Here is a 20,265-nt window from a genome sequence, read left to right as displayed (position 1 = left end):
CGTTATTTTTCGCCATGAATCCGACCATTACCTCTGTTCAGGATCTGAAAACTTATTATGAAAACCAGTTGAGATCCGCCCGCGTCAGGGCTATTGGCTGGGAGCTCGGCGTGATGGTCCTTTTTGGCATACTGGCTTATTTCAGCCAGAAAAATGTGCTGTATCTCATTGGTTTTCTTCTGGTTGGGATCATTGCGGTAATTCACAGGTTTCAGTACAAAAAATCTTATGCAAGGCTTGCTGTTTTTAAAACTGCTTTTCCAGCGTCCTGGCGCGATATTCTGGAAAAACACGCTGTTTTCTTCCAAAATCTTGATGCCAAAAAGAAAGCGTTGTTTGAAAAAAGAGTGCAATTGTTTTTGCTTGAAAAAAGGGTAGAAGGTATTGATACCGAGATTGATGACCAGGTTCGCGTTTTGGTGGCTGCAAGTGCTATTATTCCAACTTTTGCCTCTCCTGCTTTCGATTATCCGGCATTAAATGAGGTACTGATTTATCCTGCCTCTTTCAGTGAAAAATTCGAAATTGGCGAGAATAAGTCTTCCGAAAATATTGAAGGAATGGTGGGAAACCGCTACATGAACCACTCGCTTCTTTTATCAAAACCCGCATTGTTGAATGGATTCAACGGTAGAAAGGGTGATAATAACGTAGGTATTCATGAATTTGTGCATTTGCTGGACCGGGAAGATGGTGAAACCGATGGGATGCCTGAACGTCTCGCCGATAACATATATGCATTGCCGTGGCTGCATCTGATCAAAAAAGAGATGCTCGAAATCAGGAGCGGCGAGTCGGATATTAACCCCTATGCGATTACCAACAACGCGGAATTTCTTGCGGTTGTCAGTGAATATTTCTTCAACAATCCGGAAGAATTTAGCCAAAAACACCCGGAATTGTATGATACCCTATCGCATTTCTATCATTTAACCCCGGGCGGTAAATCAATGCGCTGAGTATTAGTGCTGTATCCGGTGTGTTATAAGGACTAACTTTGACGAATAATATTATATAATCAAAAAATTCAGTTTAATTTCTGTGTATTTTTACAAAAAAAATACGAATTGAACAAAAATAAGCACTTTTGGATTTTGTTATGAGGTCGCATTCTCTATATTTACGAGAATTTAATACCTTAAACCTAATTCATATCGCGCATGAGTAATATTACCTATTTAGTGCCAGTATTAGGCCTGATTGGCTTGCTGGTTATGTTTTTTAAACGAGGTTGGGTTATCAGGCAGGATGCCGGAGATGGCAACATGAAAGAAATAGCAGATGCCATTGCAGACGGTGCCCTTGCATTTTTAAAAGCCGAATGGCGCGTTCTTATCGTCTTCGGTATTATTGTCAGTATTTTATTGGGTTATTCCGGCACACTGGTTGAAAATTCCAGTGTTTTTATTGGTGCTTCCTTCATTGCGGGTGCCTTCATCTCGGCCTTTGCCGGATATATCGGGATGAATATCGCTACAAAATCCAACGTACGTACCACGCAGGCGGCGCGTACCAGTTTAACCAAAGCGCTTGAAGTGTCTTTCACCGGTGGTTCCGTGATGGGAATCGGGGTGGCGAGTTTGGCGGTCATCGGATTGGGTGGTCTTTTTATTATTCTGTATCATTTTTTTGTAGAAGATAGCGCAGATGTCAATGGACTTGGCATGGAAAAAGTATTGGAAGTACTTGCCGGTTTTTCATTGGGTGCCGAATCCATTGCACTTTTTGCACGTGTAGGAGGAGGAATTTACACCAAGGCAGCCGATGTAGGCGCTGATTTGGTGGGGAAAGTGGAAGCAGGTATTCCGGAAGATGACCCGCGTAATCCTGCCACCATCGCGGATAACGTAGGAGATAACGTAGGAGATGTGGCTGGTATGGGAGCCGATTTATTTGGCTCGTATGTGGCTACAATTCTGGCGACAATGGTTTTGGGCAGGGAAATTGCTTCCGATAGTATGGATAATTTTGGGGGAATCTCTCCGATTTTACTCCCGATGGTGATTGCGGGTGTGGGTTTGATCGCATCCATCATCAGCATGCTTTTTGTCCGGATCAGTGGGGATCACGGTGATGTGCAGGGCGCACTGAACCGGGGAAACTGGGGATCAATTATATTGACTTTGATTGCCTGTTATCCGTTAACAATGTGGATGTTGCCGGATGGAATTCTCACCATTCGCGGGGTTGAATTTACTTCCATGCATGTGTTTTACGCGATTTTGCTCGGCTCTATTGTTGGTGCTATTATGTCGACCGTGACAGAATATTACACAGCAATGGGAAAGCGTCCGGTGCAATCAATTGTTAATCAGTCGTCTACGGGGCACGCGACCAATATTATCGGCGGACTTTCTGTCGGAATGGAATCCACGGTTATTCCAACATTGGTGCTGGCAGCGGGGATTTTTATCAGTTATGAATTTGCAGGTTTATACGGTGTAGCCATTGCGGCAGCCGGGATGATGGCAACGACAGCCATGCAGCTTGCCATTGATGCCTTTGGGCCGATTGCCGATAATGCGGGTGGTATTGCTGAAATGGCTCATTTGCCGGAAGAAGTCCGTGGGCGTACCGACGTTTTGGATGCGGTTGGTAATACCACTGCGGCGTCTGGAAAGGGCTTTGCGATTGCTTCGGCGGCGCTTACTTCACTGGCACTGTTTGCGGCGTTTTGTGGTGTAGCCGGCATTAATTCGATTGATATTTACAAAGCAAATGTACTTGCAGGGCTTTTTGTGGGTGCCATGATCCCGTTTATATTTTCATCCCTCGCCATTGCGGCTGTGGGGCGTGCCGCTATGAAAATGGTGGAAGAAGTTCGTCGCCAGTTCCGGGAAATTCCTGGTATTATGGAGGGGACTGCCAAACCGGAATACGACAAATGCGTGGCTATTTCAACGGAGGCGTCCATCCGGGAAATGGTGGCGCCGGGTTTGATCGCCCTGCTGGTTCCGGTTGCCGTTGGCTTCCTGTTTGGCCCGGAAGTATTGGGCGGCACCCTGGCTGGCGTAACAGTTTCCGGGGTATTGATGGGTATTTTTCAGAATAATGCCGGTGGTGCCTGGGACAATGCGAAAAAATCATTTGAAAAAGGTGTTGACATCAAAGGTAAAACGTATTACAAAGGTTCTGATCCGCATAAAGCTGCGGTTACGGGGGATACTGTTGGTGATCCGTTTAAAGATACCTCCGGCCCTTCGATGAATATTTTGATTAAGCTGATGTCGATCGTGTCTCTGGTGATCGCCCCGCATATCGCGGTTATTCCTTCGGATAAAGTGGTTGTTGTGGAAGAGGAGGTTATTGAAATGCCCCTTCAGAATATTGAAACGACAACGCTTGATGTCAATGGGGTAAAGCTGAATATTGCATCTACGGGAAATCCGGTGGAATCGTCGCTTTTAGCATTTATTAAATCGGACAAACAGGTGGATAAGGAAACCTGGTTTGACTTTGATCGTCTCTTGTTTGAAACGGGTAGCGCGAACCTTAAACCGCAGTCAAAAGAACAATTGGAAAATGTTGCTGAAATCCTGAAGGCATATCCGGCTGTTGCGATAAAACTGGGTGGTTATACAGACAACACCGGCGATGCCGCGGCGAACCTGAAACTTTCAAGCGAACGTGCGCAGTCGGTGAAAAAATCATTGGCCGATTTGGGGGTTGACAATGCCCGCCTTGAATCGGAAGGATATGGAGAAGAGCATCCTGTTGCTTCCAATGATACGGAAGAGGGTAGGGCGCAAAATCGCCGTATATCCATTCGTGTTACTAAAAAGTGAGAAAAGGTAATGAACAAAAGCCGGATTAAGTTATTTTAATCCGGTTTTTTGTTGTTCAGTTTTGGATAATCAGTTATTTCTTTTATCGTGCGACGACTATTTTTTGAAACTGCATAGTGCCTGTTTTTTTCCTGATTTGCACCAGGTAAATCCCGGGAGTGAGACGATTGACCGGAATACCTGCTTTACCATATTCAAAAGACTGGAACATGATCTGTCCGGCGCTGTTGATGATGCTGATGGATGTTATATTTGCCGCATCTGCCGGGTTATAGTAAAGCTTGTCCGATACCGGGTTAGGGTAAAGGATGGTTCGAGGGTAATTGCCAAATGACAGACTTACAATACGGCTGTAAGCAAAACTGCCATCCAGATCCACCATTTTAAGTCGGTACAGATTTTCTTGGCCCGGGGAATCTTCATCCAATGGATTGCTGTCTATAAAAGAATAGGACCGGAGCTGATCACTTGTAACAGCTGCCAGTACCCGTCCCAACGTTTTCCACATAAAGCCGTCCCCACTTTTTTGAATATCAAAGTAATCAGCATTGCTTTCCATGGTGGTTGCCCAGCTCAGCAGCGCCTGGTTTTCATTTTTAACAGCTTTAAAAGTGATGAGTGTAACAGGCAGGGGCGATGTGTAGTGGAAAATATAAGCCGATCCGGCATATACTAAAGTATTGGCTTCCGAAGCATCTTGAGCTTCCCCATAAGCGCCCAGGATCAGATCATCCCCATCGATTGCTACCGAAATACCAAACACGTCGAAGTCAGCCCGGATGGAGGCCGTGATTTTCTGTACCTGTCCCCAGTTATCTGCTCCGCCCTGATCTTTTTTAAAAATATAAGCAGAGCCAGCGGAAGATAAAGTATTGGCTTCCGAAACATCTTCATCTTCAAAAGGAGCACCCACAATAGCATAGTCGCCTCCGATTGACACAGACCAGCCAAAATAGTCGAGGCCAGCCCGGTCGGAGGCCGTGATTTTCTGTACCTGTCCCCAGTTATCTGCTCCTCCTTGATCTTTCTTAAAAATATAGGCCGCACCGGGAAAATTCAAAGTATTGGCCTCCTGAGCGTCTTCTTTTTCATAAGGCGTGCCCACAATGGCATAATCATCACTGATTGATACAGACCAGCCAAACCAATCTCCGCTGTCACGTGTAGACGCCGTAATCTTCTTGATCTGCCCCCAATTATCTGCGCCCCCCTGATCTTTTTTAAAGATATAGGCCGAACCGGAAAAACTCAAAGTGTTGGCCTCGAGAGCGTCTTCATCTTCAAGCTGGGCACCCACAATGGCATAATCACCGTTGATTGATACAGACCAGCCAAACTGGTCTGCGCCGTCACGTGTAGAAGCCGTAATTTTCTTGATCTGTCCCCAGTTGTCTGCACCTCCTTGATCTTTTTTAAAGATATAGGCCGAACCGGACTCACTCAAAGTGTTGGTTTCATTTACGTCTTCGTCTTCTAAGTAAGCACCTACGATGGCGTAATCTCCGCTGATCGATACCGAATGGCCAAATACGTCGTCTATCTCACGTGTGGAAGCCGTAATTTTTTTTACCAGCCCCCAGTTGTCTGTGCCGCCCTGATCTTTTCTGAATATATATGCCGAGCCGGAATTGTTCAAAGTATTAGTCTCTTGTGCATCATCATCCTCTTGGTGAGCACCTACAATGGCATAGTCTCCACTTATTGAGACAGAATTGCCAAAGACGTCACCCAATTCACGGACAGGTGCTGTGATCTTTTTCACCTGGACCCAGTTTCCGGCATTGTTGTACAAGATGTAAGCCGCTCCCGCATCTCCAACTGAATTTAATCCATTAGGGTCTTCACCCTCATGATAGGCACCCACGATAGCATAATTTCCAGATATTGACACAGACTTCCCGTATAAATCGTTGGCATTTCTTGCCGACGAACCGTCATTGTTTTGCGCTGTAACTTTGATAAGCTGATTCCAACTTTGTGCAAAAACATTCGTAGTGCTGGCCAGGAAAATGACGTAAAAAAGGACCATTTTCGGTAAGGATTTTAAAAGAGGTTTCATTTCAGTTAAGTTTGAAATCGAAAAACATTAACCACGGTAATAGTATACGTATAAAGCAATAGTGCTTGCTATATTTTTTGATTTACCTTTCTGATCATCAGTTATCGTACGACGATTATCTTTTTGAATTGCACAGCTCCTGTTTTTTTCCTGATTTGCGCCAGGTAAATCCCGGGAGTGAGATGATTGACGGGAATACCTGCTTTGCCATATTCAAAAGACTGGGACATAATCTGTCCGGTGCTGTTGATGATGCTGATGGATGCTATGTTCGCTGCATCTGTCAGATTACAGTAAAGTTTGTCCGATACCGGGTTAGGGTAAAGGATGGTTTGCCGGTGATTGTCAAATGACAGACTTATAATCCTGCTGTAAGCAAAACTGCCATCCAGATCCACCATTTTGAGCCGGTATAGGTTTTCGTGACCTGGGGAATCTTCATCCAATGGATTGTTGTCTATAAAAGAATAGGACCGGAGCTGATCACTTTCAACAGCTGCCTGTACGTGTCCTAACGTTTTCCAAAAATGCCCGTTGACACTTTTTTGAATATCAAAGTAATCAGCATTGCTTTCCATGGTTGTTGCCCAACTCAGCATTGCCTGGTTTTCATTTTTGACGGCGTTAAATGTGATGAGGGTAACGGGCAGGGGCGGTGTATAGTGGAAAATATAAGCAGATCCGGAACTGGTTACGGTATTTGCTTCCGAAGCATCGTGATCTTCCCCGGGAGCGCCCACAATGACATGATTCCCATCGATTGCTACCGAAGTCCCAAAGCTGTCGAAGGTGGCCCGGACGGAGGCTGTTATTTTCTGTACCTGTCCCCAGTTATCAGCACCACCCTGATCTTTTTTAAAGATATAAGCTGAACCCGACGCCGTTAAAGTGTTAATTTCATTGGCATCCTGGTCTTCAGAAGGGGCGCCCACAATGACGTATTCACCGTTGATCGATACGCCGAGGCCAAAGAAATCCTCGGCAGCACGGGAGGAGGCCGTTATTTTTTTTACCTGCCCCCAATTGTCAGCACCACCCTGATCTTTCTTAAAAATATAAGCCGAGCCTGATGAATATAAAGAATTGGCCTCCAGCGCGTCTTCATTTTCATAAGGAGCACCCACGATGGCATAATCACCACTGATTGCTACTTTATTACCAAAATTGTCGCCGGGAGCCCGGACGGAGGCTGTTATTTTCTGTACCTGTCCCCAGTTATCTGCGCCACCCTGATCCTTCTTGAAAATAAAAGCAGAGCCTGATGTAAATATCGTATTGGCCTCAGGAACGTCGATTTCCTCTTCAAATGGATCGCCCACAATGGCATAATCGCCACCGATTGATACAGCATGGCCGAAGCGATCCTGGATACCACGGGTAGAGGCAGTAATTTTTTGTATTTGCCCCCAGTTATCTGCCCCACCCTGATCTTTCCTGAAGATATAGGCCGAGCCGGAATCATCAATAGTGTTGGTTTCATTTGCGTCCTCATCATCTGCATGAGCACCGACAATGGCATAATTCCCGCTAATTGATACCGAATAACCAAACCTGTCCTCTATCGCACGTGTGGAAGCCGTTATTTTTTTTACCAGCCCCCAGTTGTCCGTGCCGCCCTGATCTTTTTTAAATATATAAGCCGAGCCGGAATTGTCCAAAGTATTAGTCTCCAGTGCATCTTCATTTTCTGCGTAAGCGCCAACGATTGCATAATCCCCATTGATTGAGACAGAAAGTCCAAATTCATCAAATGGCTCACGAACAGGTGCCGTGATTTTTTTCACCTGGACCCAGTTTCCGGCATCGTTGTAAAGGATGTAAGCCGCTCCGGTATTCTCCACAGAATTTGACCCGTTGGCGTCGTGATCTTCAAAATGGGCACCGACAATTGCATAATTTCCGGATATTGACACAGAACGTGCGTAGAAATCGTTGTCGCTTCTTGCCGAGGAACCGCCATTGTTTTGTGCTATAACTTTGATAATCTGGTTCCAACTTTGTGCGGAGGTATGCATAGTGCTGGTCAGGAAAATGGCCGAAAAGAGAACCATTTTCGGTAAGGATTTTAAAAGAGGTTTCATTTCAGTTAAGTTTAAAATCGAAAAACATTAACCACGGTAATAGTATACGTGTAAAACAATAGCGCTTGATCTGGTTTTTTGATTTACGTTTCTGCTCATCAGTTATCGTACGACGATTATCTTTTGGAACTGCACAGTGCCTGTTTTTTTCCTGATTTGAGCCAGGTAAGTCCCGGAAGTAAGACGATTGACGGGAATACCTATCTTAGCGTCGAAAGATTGTAACAAGATCTGTCCGGCGCTGTTGATGATCATGATGGATGCTATATGCGCTGCATCTGCCAGATTACAGTAAAGTTTGTCCGATACCGGGTTAGGGTAAAGGATGGTTCGCGGGTGATTGTCAAACGAAAGACTTACCATGCGGCTGTATGCAAAACTGCCGTCCAGATCGACCATTTTGAGGCGGTATAAGCGCTCATAACCGGGCGAATTTTCATCAGAAAGATCAGGATCGGTAAAGGAATAGGATCTGAGGTTGTTGCTGTTAATGGCCGCCGGTACCCGTCCCAACGTTTTCCAAAAATGTCCGTTAGTGCTTTTTTGAATGTCAAAGTAATCAGCATTGCTTTCCATGGTTGTTGCCCAGCTCAGCATTGCCTGGTTTTCATTTTTGACGGCGTTAAATGTGATGAGGGTAACGGGCAGAGGCGGTGTGTAGTGGAAAATATAAGCAGATCCGGCGCTGGATATAGTATTGGCTCCTGAAGCGTCTTCATCTTCTCCAGCAGCGCCCACCAAGGCGTAGTTTCCATCGATTGCCACGGAAGTACTAAACTGGTCGCCGATAGCCCGAACGGAGGCTGTGATTTTTTGTACCTGTCCCCAGTTGTCAGTACCATCCTGATCTTTTTTAAAGATATAGGCAGAGCCCGAAACATTTAATGGGTTTAGTTCATTGACGTCGTCATCTTCCTGGGTGGCACTCACGATGGCATATTCGCCGTTTATAGATACGAATAGACCAAAGATATCTTCGGCAGTACGTGCTAAAGCGGTTATCTTTTTTAAGACCCCCCAATTATCAGTGCCGCCCTGGTTTTTCTTAAAAATATAGGCCGAGCCAGATCCGTTTAAAGTATTGGCCTCTGAAGCATCCTCATCGTCAGCGTAAGCGCCAACAATGAGGTAATCACCACTGATGGATACAGATGAGCCAAAGAGGTCATTGTCGTTGCGGATGGGAGCGGTAATTTTTTTTATCTGCCCCCAGCTATCTGCCCCACCTTGATCCTTCTTAAAAATATAAGCCGAGCCAGATGCACTTAAAGTATTGGCCTCCAGGGCGTCTTCGCCTTCAAAATAAGCGCCCACAATGGCATAATCACCGTTGATTGACACAGCATAACCAAAGAAGTCGGTGACGCCACGCGTTGAAGCAGTAATCTTTTTGATTTGTCCCCAGTTATCAGCACCTCCCAAATCTTTTTTAAAAATATAAGCCGAGCCGGAAGCACTCAGCGTGGTGGTTTCATTTGCGTTTTCATCTTCTTGGTAAGCACCTACAATGGCATAATTTCCGTTGATCGATACCGAATAGCCAAAACTGTCACCTATTCCACGTACGGACGCCGTGATCTTTTTCACCAACCCCCAGTTGTCGGTTTCCCCCTGGTCTTTTTTAAAAATATAAGCCGAGCCCGAACCGGCCAGCGTGTTAGTCTCCAGCGCATTTTCATCTTCAGCGTAAGCGCCAACGATTGCATAATCCCCACTGATTGAGACGGAAATCCCAAATTCATCAAATGTTTCGCGGATAGGCGCTGTGATCTTTTTCACCTGCACCCAGTTTCCCGCATTGTTGTAAAGGATGTAAGCCGCGCCCGTATTCGTCACAGTGTTTAACCCATTTACATCTTCATCTTCAAAATGAGCTCCCACGATAGCATAATTCCCAGATATTGACACAGAATTTCCGTAAAGATCGACAGCACTTCTTGCTGAACTCCCTCCGTTGTTTTGTGCTGTAATTTTAATAAGCTGATTCCAGTTTTGTGCGAAGGTGTTAAAAGTGCTGGTCAGGAAAATGGCTGAAAAGAGAACCATTTTCAGTGAAGATTGTAAAAGATTTTTCATAGGGGTTATGTTTAATATTAGGGAAATATAAACGACCGCTCAGCGCATCAGAACGCTCTATGAATTTACATAATTTTTGCTGAAAATTGTGTATATAATTATCTCATTTTCAATAAATTGAATCTGTTTTTTTGTAACTGTTTTTTAATGAAAAATGATAGGAAAACCGTGCCGGTTGGGATAGGAAGGATAACGTTAATGGGATGGTAGCTGTGTAGCAATAAGAAACCGGATCAAGAAAACTCAATCCGGTTTTTTTCCAAATTTTATACGATTTACGCGGGCTGGTATGCGAAAGTTCTGTTACGCTTTCTCCACAGGTGGGAATTTTTGTTTTGATCATATTTCATGCCACAAAGCGCCGGTGTGCCAAAATCCGGAATTAAAATGGAGGCATTTTCTATATATTTTTCCAGTAAGACGATTGAGCTGTTTAATGAAGACAGGCTGATTCCCGCGTCATTAAGGGTATGAAACAGATCTTTAAGTACTGCCAGATCCGTTTGGGCCATCAGTAAATTGTCCTGATTTGTTTCGAGAGATTGAAGATTCATTTTATTAATTATTAAGCTTGCTATGTAATTGTGCTTAATAGTTTACAAAAGTTGTACCAGTGAACGGTGGTGAAGGGATGCCTGGGGATAAAAAATGCCCCGCATTGAAAGGCGAGGCGGCTTAAATGATTTCTCAACAGAATAATCATTTTCGTGATTTACTTCGGTGTTAACGTGGGAAAAATTACGAATTAAATACAAATAATAATATATTGACTAATAGAACTGAAATTTAGAAAAACAAGCTAAGTAAGATCTGCATGCTTGGCTTGAAAATTGCTTTTTGATGTGACATACTTTTTGTAAAATGTAAAAAATCGGATTTTGAAAGCATTAGCAAGGCTTTGCGAACAGGATTTGATTTTTTTCAGAATTAATCCCGGATCACCTGAACATTGCTTACCCTGGCTGTTTCCAGCACGTCAGGATTATGCGAACAGATAAATAAGCCTGCAATAATTTTGTCGGGAAGATTATGCATAACGTGGGCTCCTACGGGTTGCAGTGGTGCTCCTTTTTTAGCAGCCATCATCGTATATTCTTTTCCTTTTCGGCGGAGCTGAACCGTTTTAACGTTTTTCTCAGCACTGAAAATTTCATCTTCGGGGTCACGCATTTTATCGCCTTTTTTAACCCGCCATTGAAGTACGGTAAGGCCGTCTCCATGGAGTACTGCACTGACATGGGAGGCATTATCATAAAGCGATTCCCGGACCATCCAGCCCACTTTGCGATGCGCATCAACACCGCTTCCATCAAACTCAAAATCGGCCGTTAAAGTAAAGTCACCGTGCAGTTCTTTGTACAAAAACTGAAATTCATCGCGTTCAAACCAGATATTGTAACCTGAACCTTTCAAAGTGTACACTTTTGAAGTTTTGTCATACGTCGCAGAGCCAGGTAGCTTTGGTGCTCCAATATCCGAATTAACATCAAACACGCCGATTTTTTTTGCCGGTGCGAAACTCGCAATGACGCTGGCTGTCAGCAATAAATACAAAATTGTTTTGCGGTGCATGGCGTTGTAAAGGGTGTTGGGAGTAGACAATATTGCCGGTTAAATGTACATTTTTTTAAATTATTTGTAATAGCAAAAGACCATTAAGTCGGAGCAAAGTCTAAAATCAGTGCGGCTGTCAAAGTATTTTAGCCTTAACACTGGCTTTATTGATAAACCTCATTACTAAACTGGCGAAACCAGCCTGAAACAAAATAGCTAGATGGATAAATTCAATATTAACCGACGTCAATTTCTCTACGGTTCTTCGGCCGCACTTGCACTTACCGCTTTTGGAGCGCAGGGTATGGATCTGGTTAATCCAGCAAAACCCTACCGGGTCGGATTGATTGGTACGGGTTGGTACGGCAAAAGTGATTTATTTCGTTTGATACAGGTAGCGCCGGTTGAAGTAATTGCGCTTTGTGATGTTGATAAAAACCAACTTTCGGAAGCCGCCAAATTAGTTAGTCAACGCCAGAAATCGGGTAAAACGCCACGTTTGTATGGCGATTATCAGAAAATGCTGTCTGAAAATGAACTGGATATTGTTTTGATTGGCACGCCCGATCATTGGCATTCACTGCAAATGATTGATGCCGTGAAAGCTGGCGCCCACGTCTATGTGCAAAAGCCGATCAGTGTGGATGTTATGGAAGGAGAGGCGATGGTGGCTGCGGCGCGAAAGTATAAAAAAGTGGTACAGGTGGGTACGCAGCGAAAAAGTACGCCACATTTAATAGAAGCGAAGAAAAATATTGTGGACGCCGGGTTGCTTGGTAAAATTTCACATGTTGAAATGTGTTGTTATTACCACATGAAAGCGAACGGAAATCCTCCCGTGCAGGCAGTTCCAGATTTTCTGGACTATGAAATGTGGACAGGCCCTGCGCCCATGCGCCCTTATGACGGCTTGCCACACGTGCGCTGGTGGCGTACATTTAACGAATATGGAAACGGTATCATGGGAGATATGTGTATTCATATGTTTGATACGGTACGCTGGATGCTCAAACTTGGCTGGCCGAAAAAGATAAGCTCTACGGGCGGTATTTACGTTCAGAAAGAGGGTAAGTCAAATATTCCTGACACGCAATCAGCGATTTTTGAATATGACGAACTGAATTGTGTCTGGCAGCACCGGTCATGGGGGACGCCTGCGGATCCCGCCTATCCCTGGTCTTTCACGCTTTATGGTGAAAAGGGCACCTTAAGGGCCAGTACCATGTCATACGATTTTACCCCTCAGGGTAAAGGAGAGAAAATTCATAAGGATGTAGTTTACGAAAAAGAGAAATATCCGGAAGATCTTACAGAAGACAAAATAGAATTAAATGCTGCGCCTGCGACACGTTTGCACATGCTTGATTTTTTGAGTGCGATTGAGAATAGCAGCCGGCCGGTTGCAGATATTGAAGAAGGACATATATCGACGGCCAGCTGTATTCTTGCCAATTTATCGATGCAAACGGGGCGTCCGGTTGTTTACGATCCTAAGAAAAGGGAGATTGTCGGAGATCGGGAAGCGAATGCTTTACTGGCCCGCAAGTACCGCAGTCCATATACCCATCCGCATCCGGACAAAGTTTAGAGAATATTATGTATGGATGTTTAAACCAGAGGTAGCTTTTAAGGCGTCTCTGGTTTTTTTGTTAAATTTTGGAACATCGTTGATAAGCGCGCAGAAGCAGTTTTTTGATTTTCGGAATTCACCTTAAGTATATTGTCTCAATGGCAGATAGGATGCTAGTTGTTTCCTTTTAGCCATCAAGGAGGATAAAATTACCAGGGAAGAAGATAAAAAATGGGTATACTTTAAAATGAAAACCTTATTTTAGGCCCCGATTACATTATCAGTCTATTTACAACAACAAAATTTAAACCATTATCATGGAAAAATTCAGTCAGTTAAAAGAAATGCTTGAAACCGTTGAAGCAGATTTTACAGCATTTTATGAAAAAGGAAATAAAGCTGCCGGGACACGCGTACGTAATGCAATGCAGCAATTCAAGGTAATTGCTCAGGAAATCCGGACAGAAGTAACAGAGAAAAAAGCGAGCTGATATAAATCAACACGAATTTCGCGAACAGCAAATCCTGATTGGAAACAGTCAGGATTTTATTTTTTAGCTTCTTTGTAGGTTAGGCAGACTTCGTTATTTTGGATTAAGCTAAGAAAAGCCAACGGGAAATTGCAGGTCCGAAGTGATTTTATAAATTTACAGCATTCGTAAAAAAAATCGGGGTATATTTTTTACGAATAACGAGGGTTGTAAGCAACCCGATCACGTAAAGTTTCCTGCATTATGCGTAGTATCAGATTTAATTGGATTGCCGTTTTTTTGATTCATTTGGGATTTGGGTCTTATCTTGTAAATGCCCAGGGGCAGTCATTGATCGCCCATCGTGGTGGGGTGGTGGATAGTTCCTACACCGAAAATGGCTTGGCAGCGTTGAAACTTGCTGTCAGGGACGGGTATCAAATGGTCGAAACCGATCTGAGAGTTACCAGAGACGGTGTGCTGATCGCGAATCATGATCATGACTTCCAAAGATATTATGGCATTAATAAAAGGGTTTCAGACATGGATTGGGCCGAGATCAGGAAACTGAAAAGTACGCTGGACGGCAGTACGCCCCTGCAACTGGAAGAGGTGCTCAGATTTTGCCAAGCAAATAAACTTGGGGTTATGCTTGATAACAAGATTGCCGGAATGGACTCGGTATTGTTTGGCCGGCTGATTGGTTTGCTGGATAAGTATGATCTTCGCAGCGGTGCCTTAATGATTGGTACGGACGAGTCGACGGATTATTTTACAGGGAAAATAAAGCTGAGCTGTTCCCGGAAACAGCTGGAAGAAAATATGAAAAAACCGGGTTATCATGCGTCACACTATTTTCTCTTCGAACGGCCGGCTGCGCTGACCGGAGAAGATGTGAAGTGGGCGACGGTGCATAATATTCTTACCGTTGCCGCAATTAATAAATTTCATTACCGAAAATCACAGAACATGATGGCCGACGCAGGTAATGATTGTAAGCGTATGCAGGAGATCGGTGTGAAAAACTTCCAGATCGATTCTGAGTTTCGAAAGTTTTTTGTTCAGCAATGATAGGTATGAAAGTATGAAGAAAAACTTGTGGAGCATCCTTTCAGCGGTGCAAAGCATAGTAAATAGAACTCCCGACAGATATAAAACTATAATCTGTCAGGAGTTTGCACCTTTAATCTAAATCAATAGTCCGTTCAATACGAATCTGCTGCAAAAAATAAACATCGTGAGACACCACGAGCAATGTGCCCTGATACGCCTTGACAGCCGAAGTCAGAATTTCGATGTTTTGAATGTCCAGATTGTTGGTTGGTTCGTCCAGTATGATCATATCCGGAGCCTGATGGGCTATGGTCAGACAGCACAATATCAGGCGCATCTTCTCGCCCCCGCTCAGGCTGTTACAGGATTTGTCCCAATCATTTTTTGTAAATAAAAACCGGTTAAGTCTGATTTTTATGTCATGCTCCTGCAACGCGCCCGAATTGAATTGCTGCGCTTGCTGGTAAACACTGAGGCGATTATCAATCACCGAATAATCCTGATCAATATAAATGGATCGCATATCTGCCCTGTGAATGACACCGATTCCGGGCTGAATTCGGCCAAGCACCATTTTTATCAGCGTCGTTTTGCCAGAACCGTTAAGGCCATTGATGGCAATTCGTTCACCGCTTAAAATTTGAAAACTCAGCGGTTTTTTCCACAATAGCCGGTGATCGTATCCGGCATTAATAGCTCCGGCAGTGATCAGTATTTTTCCCTTATGCAGTATAGAGTCGTCAAAGCCGATTTTTATTTTGTCGGCATCGGGCAATTCTTTTCGCAACTGACTCAATTTTTGTGAAATAGCATCAATCTTCCCTGCATGGACATCTTTTATGCGGGAAGTGCTTTTTTCTGCATTATTCCTGAATGTGTTCATGGAGATGGTCGGAAGTCCAGCCTTTTCCTGTTTTTTCTTTCCGCGTGCATCCAGTTTTTGCTGTCGCTCCAACGACTCTCTTTCTATTTCCTTCGCTTTACGAAGCGCTTTTTCCTTGCTTTTTAAATCCTGATTCAGCGCATCACTTTCGATCGTTTTCTGTTCGGTGTAGAAGTCGTAATTGCCTCCATAAACCGTTATGCCGCGTGTGCTGAGTTCGTAAACCGTGTTGAGCAGATTCAATAAAGTTCTGTCGTGGCTTACGACCAGCAGTGTATTGGTGGTTGACTTGATATAATCATAAAGGATATTTCTGCTTTGTAGATCCAAATGATTGCTTGGCTCATCAAGCAAGACGATCTTGGGCTGGTGGATCATGATGCCGGCAAGAAAGACCTTGGTCTTTTGGCCGCCGCTCAGCGCTCCCATTTTCTGTGTCAAATCCAGGTCATCCAGCTTCCATTGGGATAAGGCCTCGCTGCATCTTTCTGCAATGGTCCAATCATCGGCCAGTAGCGCGAGGTTTTCTTCCGTTAGGTGGCCATTCAGTATTTTCTGCAATGCAATTAATTTATCCTCAACTTTTAAGGCACTGGCAATGGTGTCATCATTGAATTGTCCAAAAATCTGCGGAACATAATAGGGGCTGTCTTCTGTTTTGACCAGTCCGTCAGAAATGTGTAAAATACCGGCCAGTATTTTCAGGAGTGTAGATTTTCCTGATCCGTTGTTACCAATTAAAGCAATTTTGTCTTGCTTACGGACATTAAGGCTGATGTTTTCAAACAGCAAATCCCTATCCGGATGGATATAGGTTATATTTTGTAAAATAAGCATTATTTCTTTCTTAAAATGAATAGTCACAGGAGACGTGATCGTTCCCGTTTAATTTTTGTCTGAAAGAAATTGTATCTCACATGATGCGTGCTCTTTGAATTTGAAATGCAAATGTAGTGATTTTTTAGAAGAGACCCGTTTCTGAGTATTCAACGGAAATCTGTTCAAATTTTTAATGAGCAGCCGTGTTTGGCAATCCCCGGGACTTTATCCCAATCATTGAATTATGGAATAACCGGTAATTTGATTCCGGATTATGTCCGATCTTGTGAAGACATAATCATTTACAAACCTTCAGTTGGCGTCGGTTTTTTGCTATCTTTTTTAGAAAACAATAAGGAGAACAGGGGAAGCAGTGGCGATAACAGAACGCCATTGGCAACGCGGTACCAATTGAGTTTGTCACTGCCGGGTTCTTTTGCATAATACCAAATTAAGCCGATACTCAAAATAATGAATGCTATGGCCATGTTGATTATGGATTTGATTATCAATTGATTAGGGTAAATATAATGTTTTTATTATAAAATCAATGCACAAATATGGGTGTGAAATCCTGTCTTTGTTTTTTCATAATACCCGTCTCCGGATAAAGAATCATGATGTTGTAAATGGATAACTATTTTGTTAGTTTTGAGGACCTGCGAGGAGGGAATGTGAGTCGGTATAAAACCAGGAACAAAAGGCCATTTTAACCAAATGTATATGTTTTCATTCCTATTACTCTGGACGCTTTGCAATACACCACAAACGATGGATCAGGTTGATACGTCATTAGCTCGTGACTCCATTTTTATCAATGGAAGCTGCTGGGATATAGCGACCGGAATAGATCTGAAGGTACAGGTAACAGCGCTGGTGGACGGGAAAAAATGGAATGCCGGAGAGAGTAACGGGAACGGCATCTTTGACCTGGCTATACCTGCGGATGCGAGCGGTCTTATTTTTGAATCCAGGGGATATCGAACAGTTTCAACGCCCATACACATGCTTGGGGAAAGCAAAAATAAGGAAAGGTTTAAAATTGGAATGACGATGATAGCACTCGATTCGCAGCAAATTGTCAGCCCCTATAAACCCGAGATGAAGGAAATGGATACGGCCGTCAACAGCGGCAGAGCTGCCCAGACGCATTTTGAAGTGCGGGATGCTTACATGAAAAAACTGCTGACCGCCAAAATTTGTCTGACGTTTGTTAAAAGCGGACAAACCTATTGTTTAAACACCGATACAGCCAGCGCACCCATGGTGTCATTTATAGGCGAATTGGATAATGTTGATTTAACGGTAACTTCGGATGGTTTCGACAGTTATCAGGGGAACTTAAAAAGGGATCCGGGCAGGAAGGGGGATCTTGTTTATCAAATCAAGTTACTCAAAAACATCGGTCCGGTACTCGCACTTACTTTAAACGCTCCGGATAGCCTGAATGTGGAATATTTAATCACAGATAAATATTCATCCCGAACGCACCTCCCGTTTGCCAAGGGGAAACCATGGACAGACATTATGCTGAAAAATGTGAATTTAGGCCAGCATGTGCTTAAAGCCGTTCTTGCGGGCAGCAAGGACGTGCTTCAGGAAGAAAATTTCACGGTAATGCCCGGTTTGAATTTCAGAGCGATCCAGGTCGATAGCCCTCTGCCAAAATCTGATAACACAGTTGTTTCGGTCGGTAATCACACGTCCAACTGGTCTGCTGATAAGGTCGTGCTCTATTTTGACCAAAGTAGTTATGCGCTAAGAACAAAAACAAAGTTGACGCTGGATTCTGTTTCCGGCTTTTTAACGAAAATGCCTGATTGGAAGGTGCAGATAACAGGACATACGGATAATGTTGGAAAACATGCGCTGAACGTAAGTCTGTCCGAATACCGTGCCCGGGTTGTGGTCAACTACCTAAGGCAGAATGGCGTTCATTCACAGCAAATTAATTTTAATTGGAAAGGTCCGGATTCGCCGGTGGCTGTCAATAGCGATGAGCGGAATAAGATGAAGAACCGGAGAGTAGAGTTACAGGTTTGGAGGGATTAGGAGGGAAAAATAATGACGGGGTAATGGATCCATATTTTTACCTGAATTATTGGTTTTTATGTAGACTTATTTACCAGGATAGGCGACTATCTTAAACATTCTTACATCACTTTATACTTATCATTCTCACTATTTTACAGACTAAATTTTGTTATCATTTATTCCAATTGTAAATTTACAACTGTAAAAAAGTAAATCATGACATATATCAGTGCGCAGCCACATTTTACGGATTCTTGGGAGGACATTTGTTATCCGGTGGAACCTGTTTGGCTGGCCGATGTACTGCCGGATTATGATATTATGGCCACTGACCGGCAGCAGATTATCGTTGGGGAACCTGTTGGCGGGCGAAAAACGATTTTTGGGGTCCAGAGCGCGGATTATGCCATTATTCCCAACGTGCTTATCAGGGAGGTTGTCGATGATCTGTTTTCCAGCTATACCCTTCAAATTAAATATACGACCACGGGTGAATTCAGCATCACTGTTATTTTTCCGGAAGAGCTGTCGGTGGGAGGGGAATTGCTGCATCGAAGTTTGATTTTGACCAATAGTTATAACGGCAAGACCCCGTTTAGTATCCAGGGGCAAACGTTGACAGCCATGCTTGACGACACGACAGCGCCGGGAAGTAGTTTTTATAGGGCATTGTGTCAGAATGGGTTAATGGGCTGGGCGGATCCTTTTGCGGAACTATCGGTTTACAGGCATTGGTTGAAGGAATTTTCTAAGGGGAAAGAAAAAAAACAGCCGACTAAAAGTGCTGGAAAGACGCAAAAGAACGTTCAATCAGCTGCTTCGGTGCGAAAAATCCATCATAGCAGGTTAACACCGGAGCTGTTTCGACAGCAGCTGCATGCGTTATTGTCGGAGCACTTGCTGGTCAAGCCTACACTTACTGCTAATGTTTACGAGCGTTTTCATCAAAAAGCGGTAACCAGAGCAGACGAAGGTTTGCTGAGAGCCTTACCGATTCCCGTTCAATTAGCCAAGCAGGCGCAGGAACGATTGCGGCTGGAAGAACGTCTGCTGGGTTCGCAGCCTTCCTATTGGTTGATGTATAATGCGGTTAATTATGCATTATTCAATGCCCGCAGCAGCCTGACGCTGAATGACCGTTATCGGCTGGACGAGCGGGTATTTCATCAGTTGGCGGCCCGTTCCCTTGCCTGAGTAAATTTTTCTTTTTTTCTAGCGATCAACATAAGATTAAGAACCACCTAAAATTTTACACTATGCTTTCACACCCCTTAAAAGGCAAGGGAACAATTGCCGACGAGCTGGCTCAACTTAGCGGGATTTTAGGAGAACAGGATACGAAAACCTCTAAAAAGAACTTCGTGGCTAACCTGCAAAGTGATTTGATCTTGTGGGTGCGTTTTATTCAGGAGAACATGGCCATACTAGGAGGCAGTCCAAAGGGTATCAGTGCGTCCGAGCCTAAGGTACAGCGGATTCATTTGTGTGAAAAGACAAGGCAACGGTTTGTTAACATTCTGAAACGAACGGCCAGGGCTCATGAAGGACCTTCCCGCCAGGAAAGAATTTTTATGCAGCAATTTTGGCATGAAATTCAGCAAAATACCCGTTAAAATTGGCGTCATTTTACCAGCAGCCAGGAAGTATTAGCTTCCTGGCGAACCATCAGTAGTTTTGTCTTGATTTGCCCCAAATTTCAAATTGTGCCAGGAGCACTTTTCGATTCCCAGAAAACTTTCAACAATATGAAGAGATTGATCAACTCTGTGATAGTATCAAGGTCTGTGCTTATCAGCCTGATAATCTGGTTTATAACATTGATCATGTTTTTTACGTTTTTCTAGTCATAGCGACTAAATATCCACTCCATTTTTGATTTTT

15 protein-coding genes are annotated in these 20,265 nt (G+C 43.8%); 8 read left to right on the top strand and 7 right to left on the bottom strand.

What is annotated here, in order from left to right; translation table 11 throughout:
- Positions 1-14 precede the first annotated feature (14 nt).
- Positions 15-959 carry a zinc-dependent peptidase gene (locus RB622_RS06305; RefSeq protein ID WP_308045693.1) on the top strand — a complete coding sequence of 315 codons (945 nt, stop codon included), beginning with the start codon at positions 15-17 and terminating at the stop codon, positions 957-959.
- Positions 960-1,160: 201 nt separating this feature from the next.
- Positions 1,161-3,785, top strand: a complete 2,625-nt coding sequence (locus RB622_RS06300; protein WP_308045692.1) for a sodium-translocating pyrophosphatase — start codon at positions 1,161-1,163, stop codon at positions 3,783-3,785.
- An 82-nt stretch (positions 3,786-3,867) separates the two neighbouring features.
- On the opposite strand, the gene RB622_RS06295 is transcribed toward RB622_RS06300, so the two are convergent.
- The 5 genes from RB622_RS06295 to RB622_RS06275 all read right to left on the bottom strand — a co-directional run bounded on the left by RB622_RS06295 (position 3,868) and on the right by RB622_RS06275 (position 11,603).
- Positions 3,868-5,844 (bottom strand): T9SS type A sorting domain-containing protein, encoded by a 1,977-nt coding sequence (locus RB622_RS06295; RefSeq protein WP_308045691.1) that lies wholly within the window; start codon positions 5,842-5,844, stop codon positions 3,868-3,870.
- A 101-nt stretch (positions 5,845-5,945) separates the two neighbouring features.
- The gene (locus tag RB622_RS06290; RefSeq protein WP_308045690.1) at positions 5,946-7,925 is read right to left on the bottom strand and encodes a T9SS type A sorting domain-containing protein; all 1,980 of its coding nucleotides are present in this window, start codon (positions 7,923-7,925) and stop codon (positions 5,946-5,948) included.
- 102 nt (positions 7,926-8,027) lie between these two features.
- The gene (locus tag RB622_RS06285) at positions 8,028-10,001 is read right to left on the bottom strand and encodes a T9SS type A sorting domain-containing protein (RefSeq protein WP_308045689.1); all 1,974 of its coding nucleotides are present in this window, start codon (positions 9,999-10,001) and stop codon (positions 8,028-8,030) included.
- A gap of 275 nt (positions 10,002-10,276) precedes the next feature.
- On the bottom strand, positions 10,277-10,555 hold the full coding sequence (locus RB622_RS06280) for a hypothetical protein (RefSeq protein ID WP_308045688.1): 279 nt from the start codon (positions 10,553-10,555) through the stop codon (positions 10,277-10,279).
- Between the two features lie 373 nt (positions 10,556-10,928).
- A complete protein-coding gene (locus tag RB622_RS06275) occupies positions 10,929-11,603 on the bottom strand; it encodes a hypothetical protein (protein ID WP_308045687.1) in 675 nt (224 codons plus the stop codon).
- A gap of 172 nt (positions 11,604-11,775) precedes the next feature.
- On the opposite strand from RB622_RS06275, the gene RB622_RS06270 reads away from it, so the two are divergent.
- The 3 genes from RB622_RS06270 to RB622_RS06260 all read left to right on the top strand — a co-directional run bounded on the left by RB622_RS06270 (position 11,776) and on the right by RB622_RS06260 (position 14,666).
- Positions 11,776-13,143, top strand: a complete 1,368-nt coding sequence (locus RB622_RS06270; RefSeq protein ID WP_308045686.1) for a Gfo/Idh/MocA family oxidoreductase — start codon at positions 11,776-11,778, stop codon at positions 13,141-13,143.
- 299 nt (positions 13,144-13,442) lie between these two features.
- Positions 13,443-13,616 carry a histone H1 gene (locus tag RB622_RS06265; protein ID WP_308045685.1) on the top strand — a complete coding sequence of 58 codons (174 nt, stop codon included), beginning with the start codon at positions 13,443-13,445 and terminating at the stop codon, positions 13,614-13,616.
- A 243-nt stretch (positions 13,617-13,859) separates the two neighbouring features.
- Complete coding sequence (locus tag RB622_RS06260) at positions 13,860-14,666, top strand: glycerophosphodiester phosphodiesterase family protein (protein WP_308045684.1); 807 nt, start codon at positions 13,860-13,862, stop codon at positions 14,664-14,666.
- Positions 14,667-14,778: 112 nt separating this feature from the next.
- Here RB622_RS06260 and RB622_RS06255 read toward each other — a convergent pair whose 3' ends face one another.
- The gene (locus tag RB622_RS06255; RefSeq protein WP_308045683.1) at positions 14,779-16,368 is read right to left on the bottom strand and encodes an ABC-F family ATP-binding cassette domain-containing protein; all 1,590 of its coding nucleotides are present in this window, start codon (positions 16,366-16,368) and stop codon (positions 14,779-14,781) included.
- Positions 16,369-16,652: 284 nt separating this feature from the next.
- Entirely contained in the window at positions 16,653-16,838 is a 186-nt protein-coding gene (locus RB622_RS06250) for a hypothetical protein (protein ID WP_308045682.1), read from the bottom strand.
- A gap of 235 nt (positions 16,839-17,073) precedes the next feature.
- Here RB622_RS06250 and RB622_RS06245 point away from each other — a divergent pair, with 235 nt between their 5' ends.
- From RB622_RS06245 to RB622_RS06235, 3 genes are all read left to right on the top strand, one after another.
- Entirely contained in the window at positions 17,074-18,402 is a 1,329-nt protein-coding gene (locus tag RB622_RS06245) for an OmpA family protein (protein ID WP_308045681.1), read from the top strand.
- A 198-nt stretch (positions 18,403-18,600) separates the two neighbouring features.
- Positions 18,601-19,578: a hypothetical protein gene (locus tag RB622_RS06240; protein ID WP_308045680.1), complete on the top strand. Its 978-nt coding sequence runs from the start codon at positions 18,601-18,603 to the stop codon at positions 19,576-19,578.
- 62 nt (positions 19,579-19,640) lie between these two features.
- Positions 19,641-19,997, top strand: coding sequence for a hypothetical protein (locus RB622_RS06235; protein WP_308045679.1), 357 nt, complete (start codon positions 19,641-19,643; stop codon positions 19,995-19,997).
- Positions 19,998-20,265: the final 268 nt, after the last annotated feature.

It is taken from the genome of Dyadobacter sp. LHD-138, from assembly GCF_030929615.1.
In the GTDB taxonomy this organism is placed as follows: Bacteria; Bacteroidota; Bacteroidia; order Cytophagales; family Spirosomataceae; genus Dyadobacter.
Note: the sequence above shows the minus strand (reverse complement) of the source record. Positions and strands in the feature narration are given on the sequence as shown.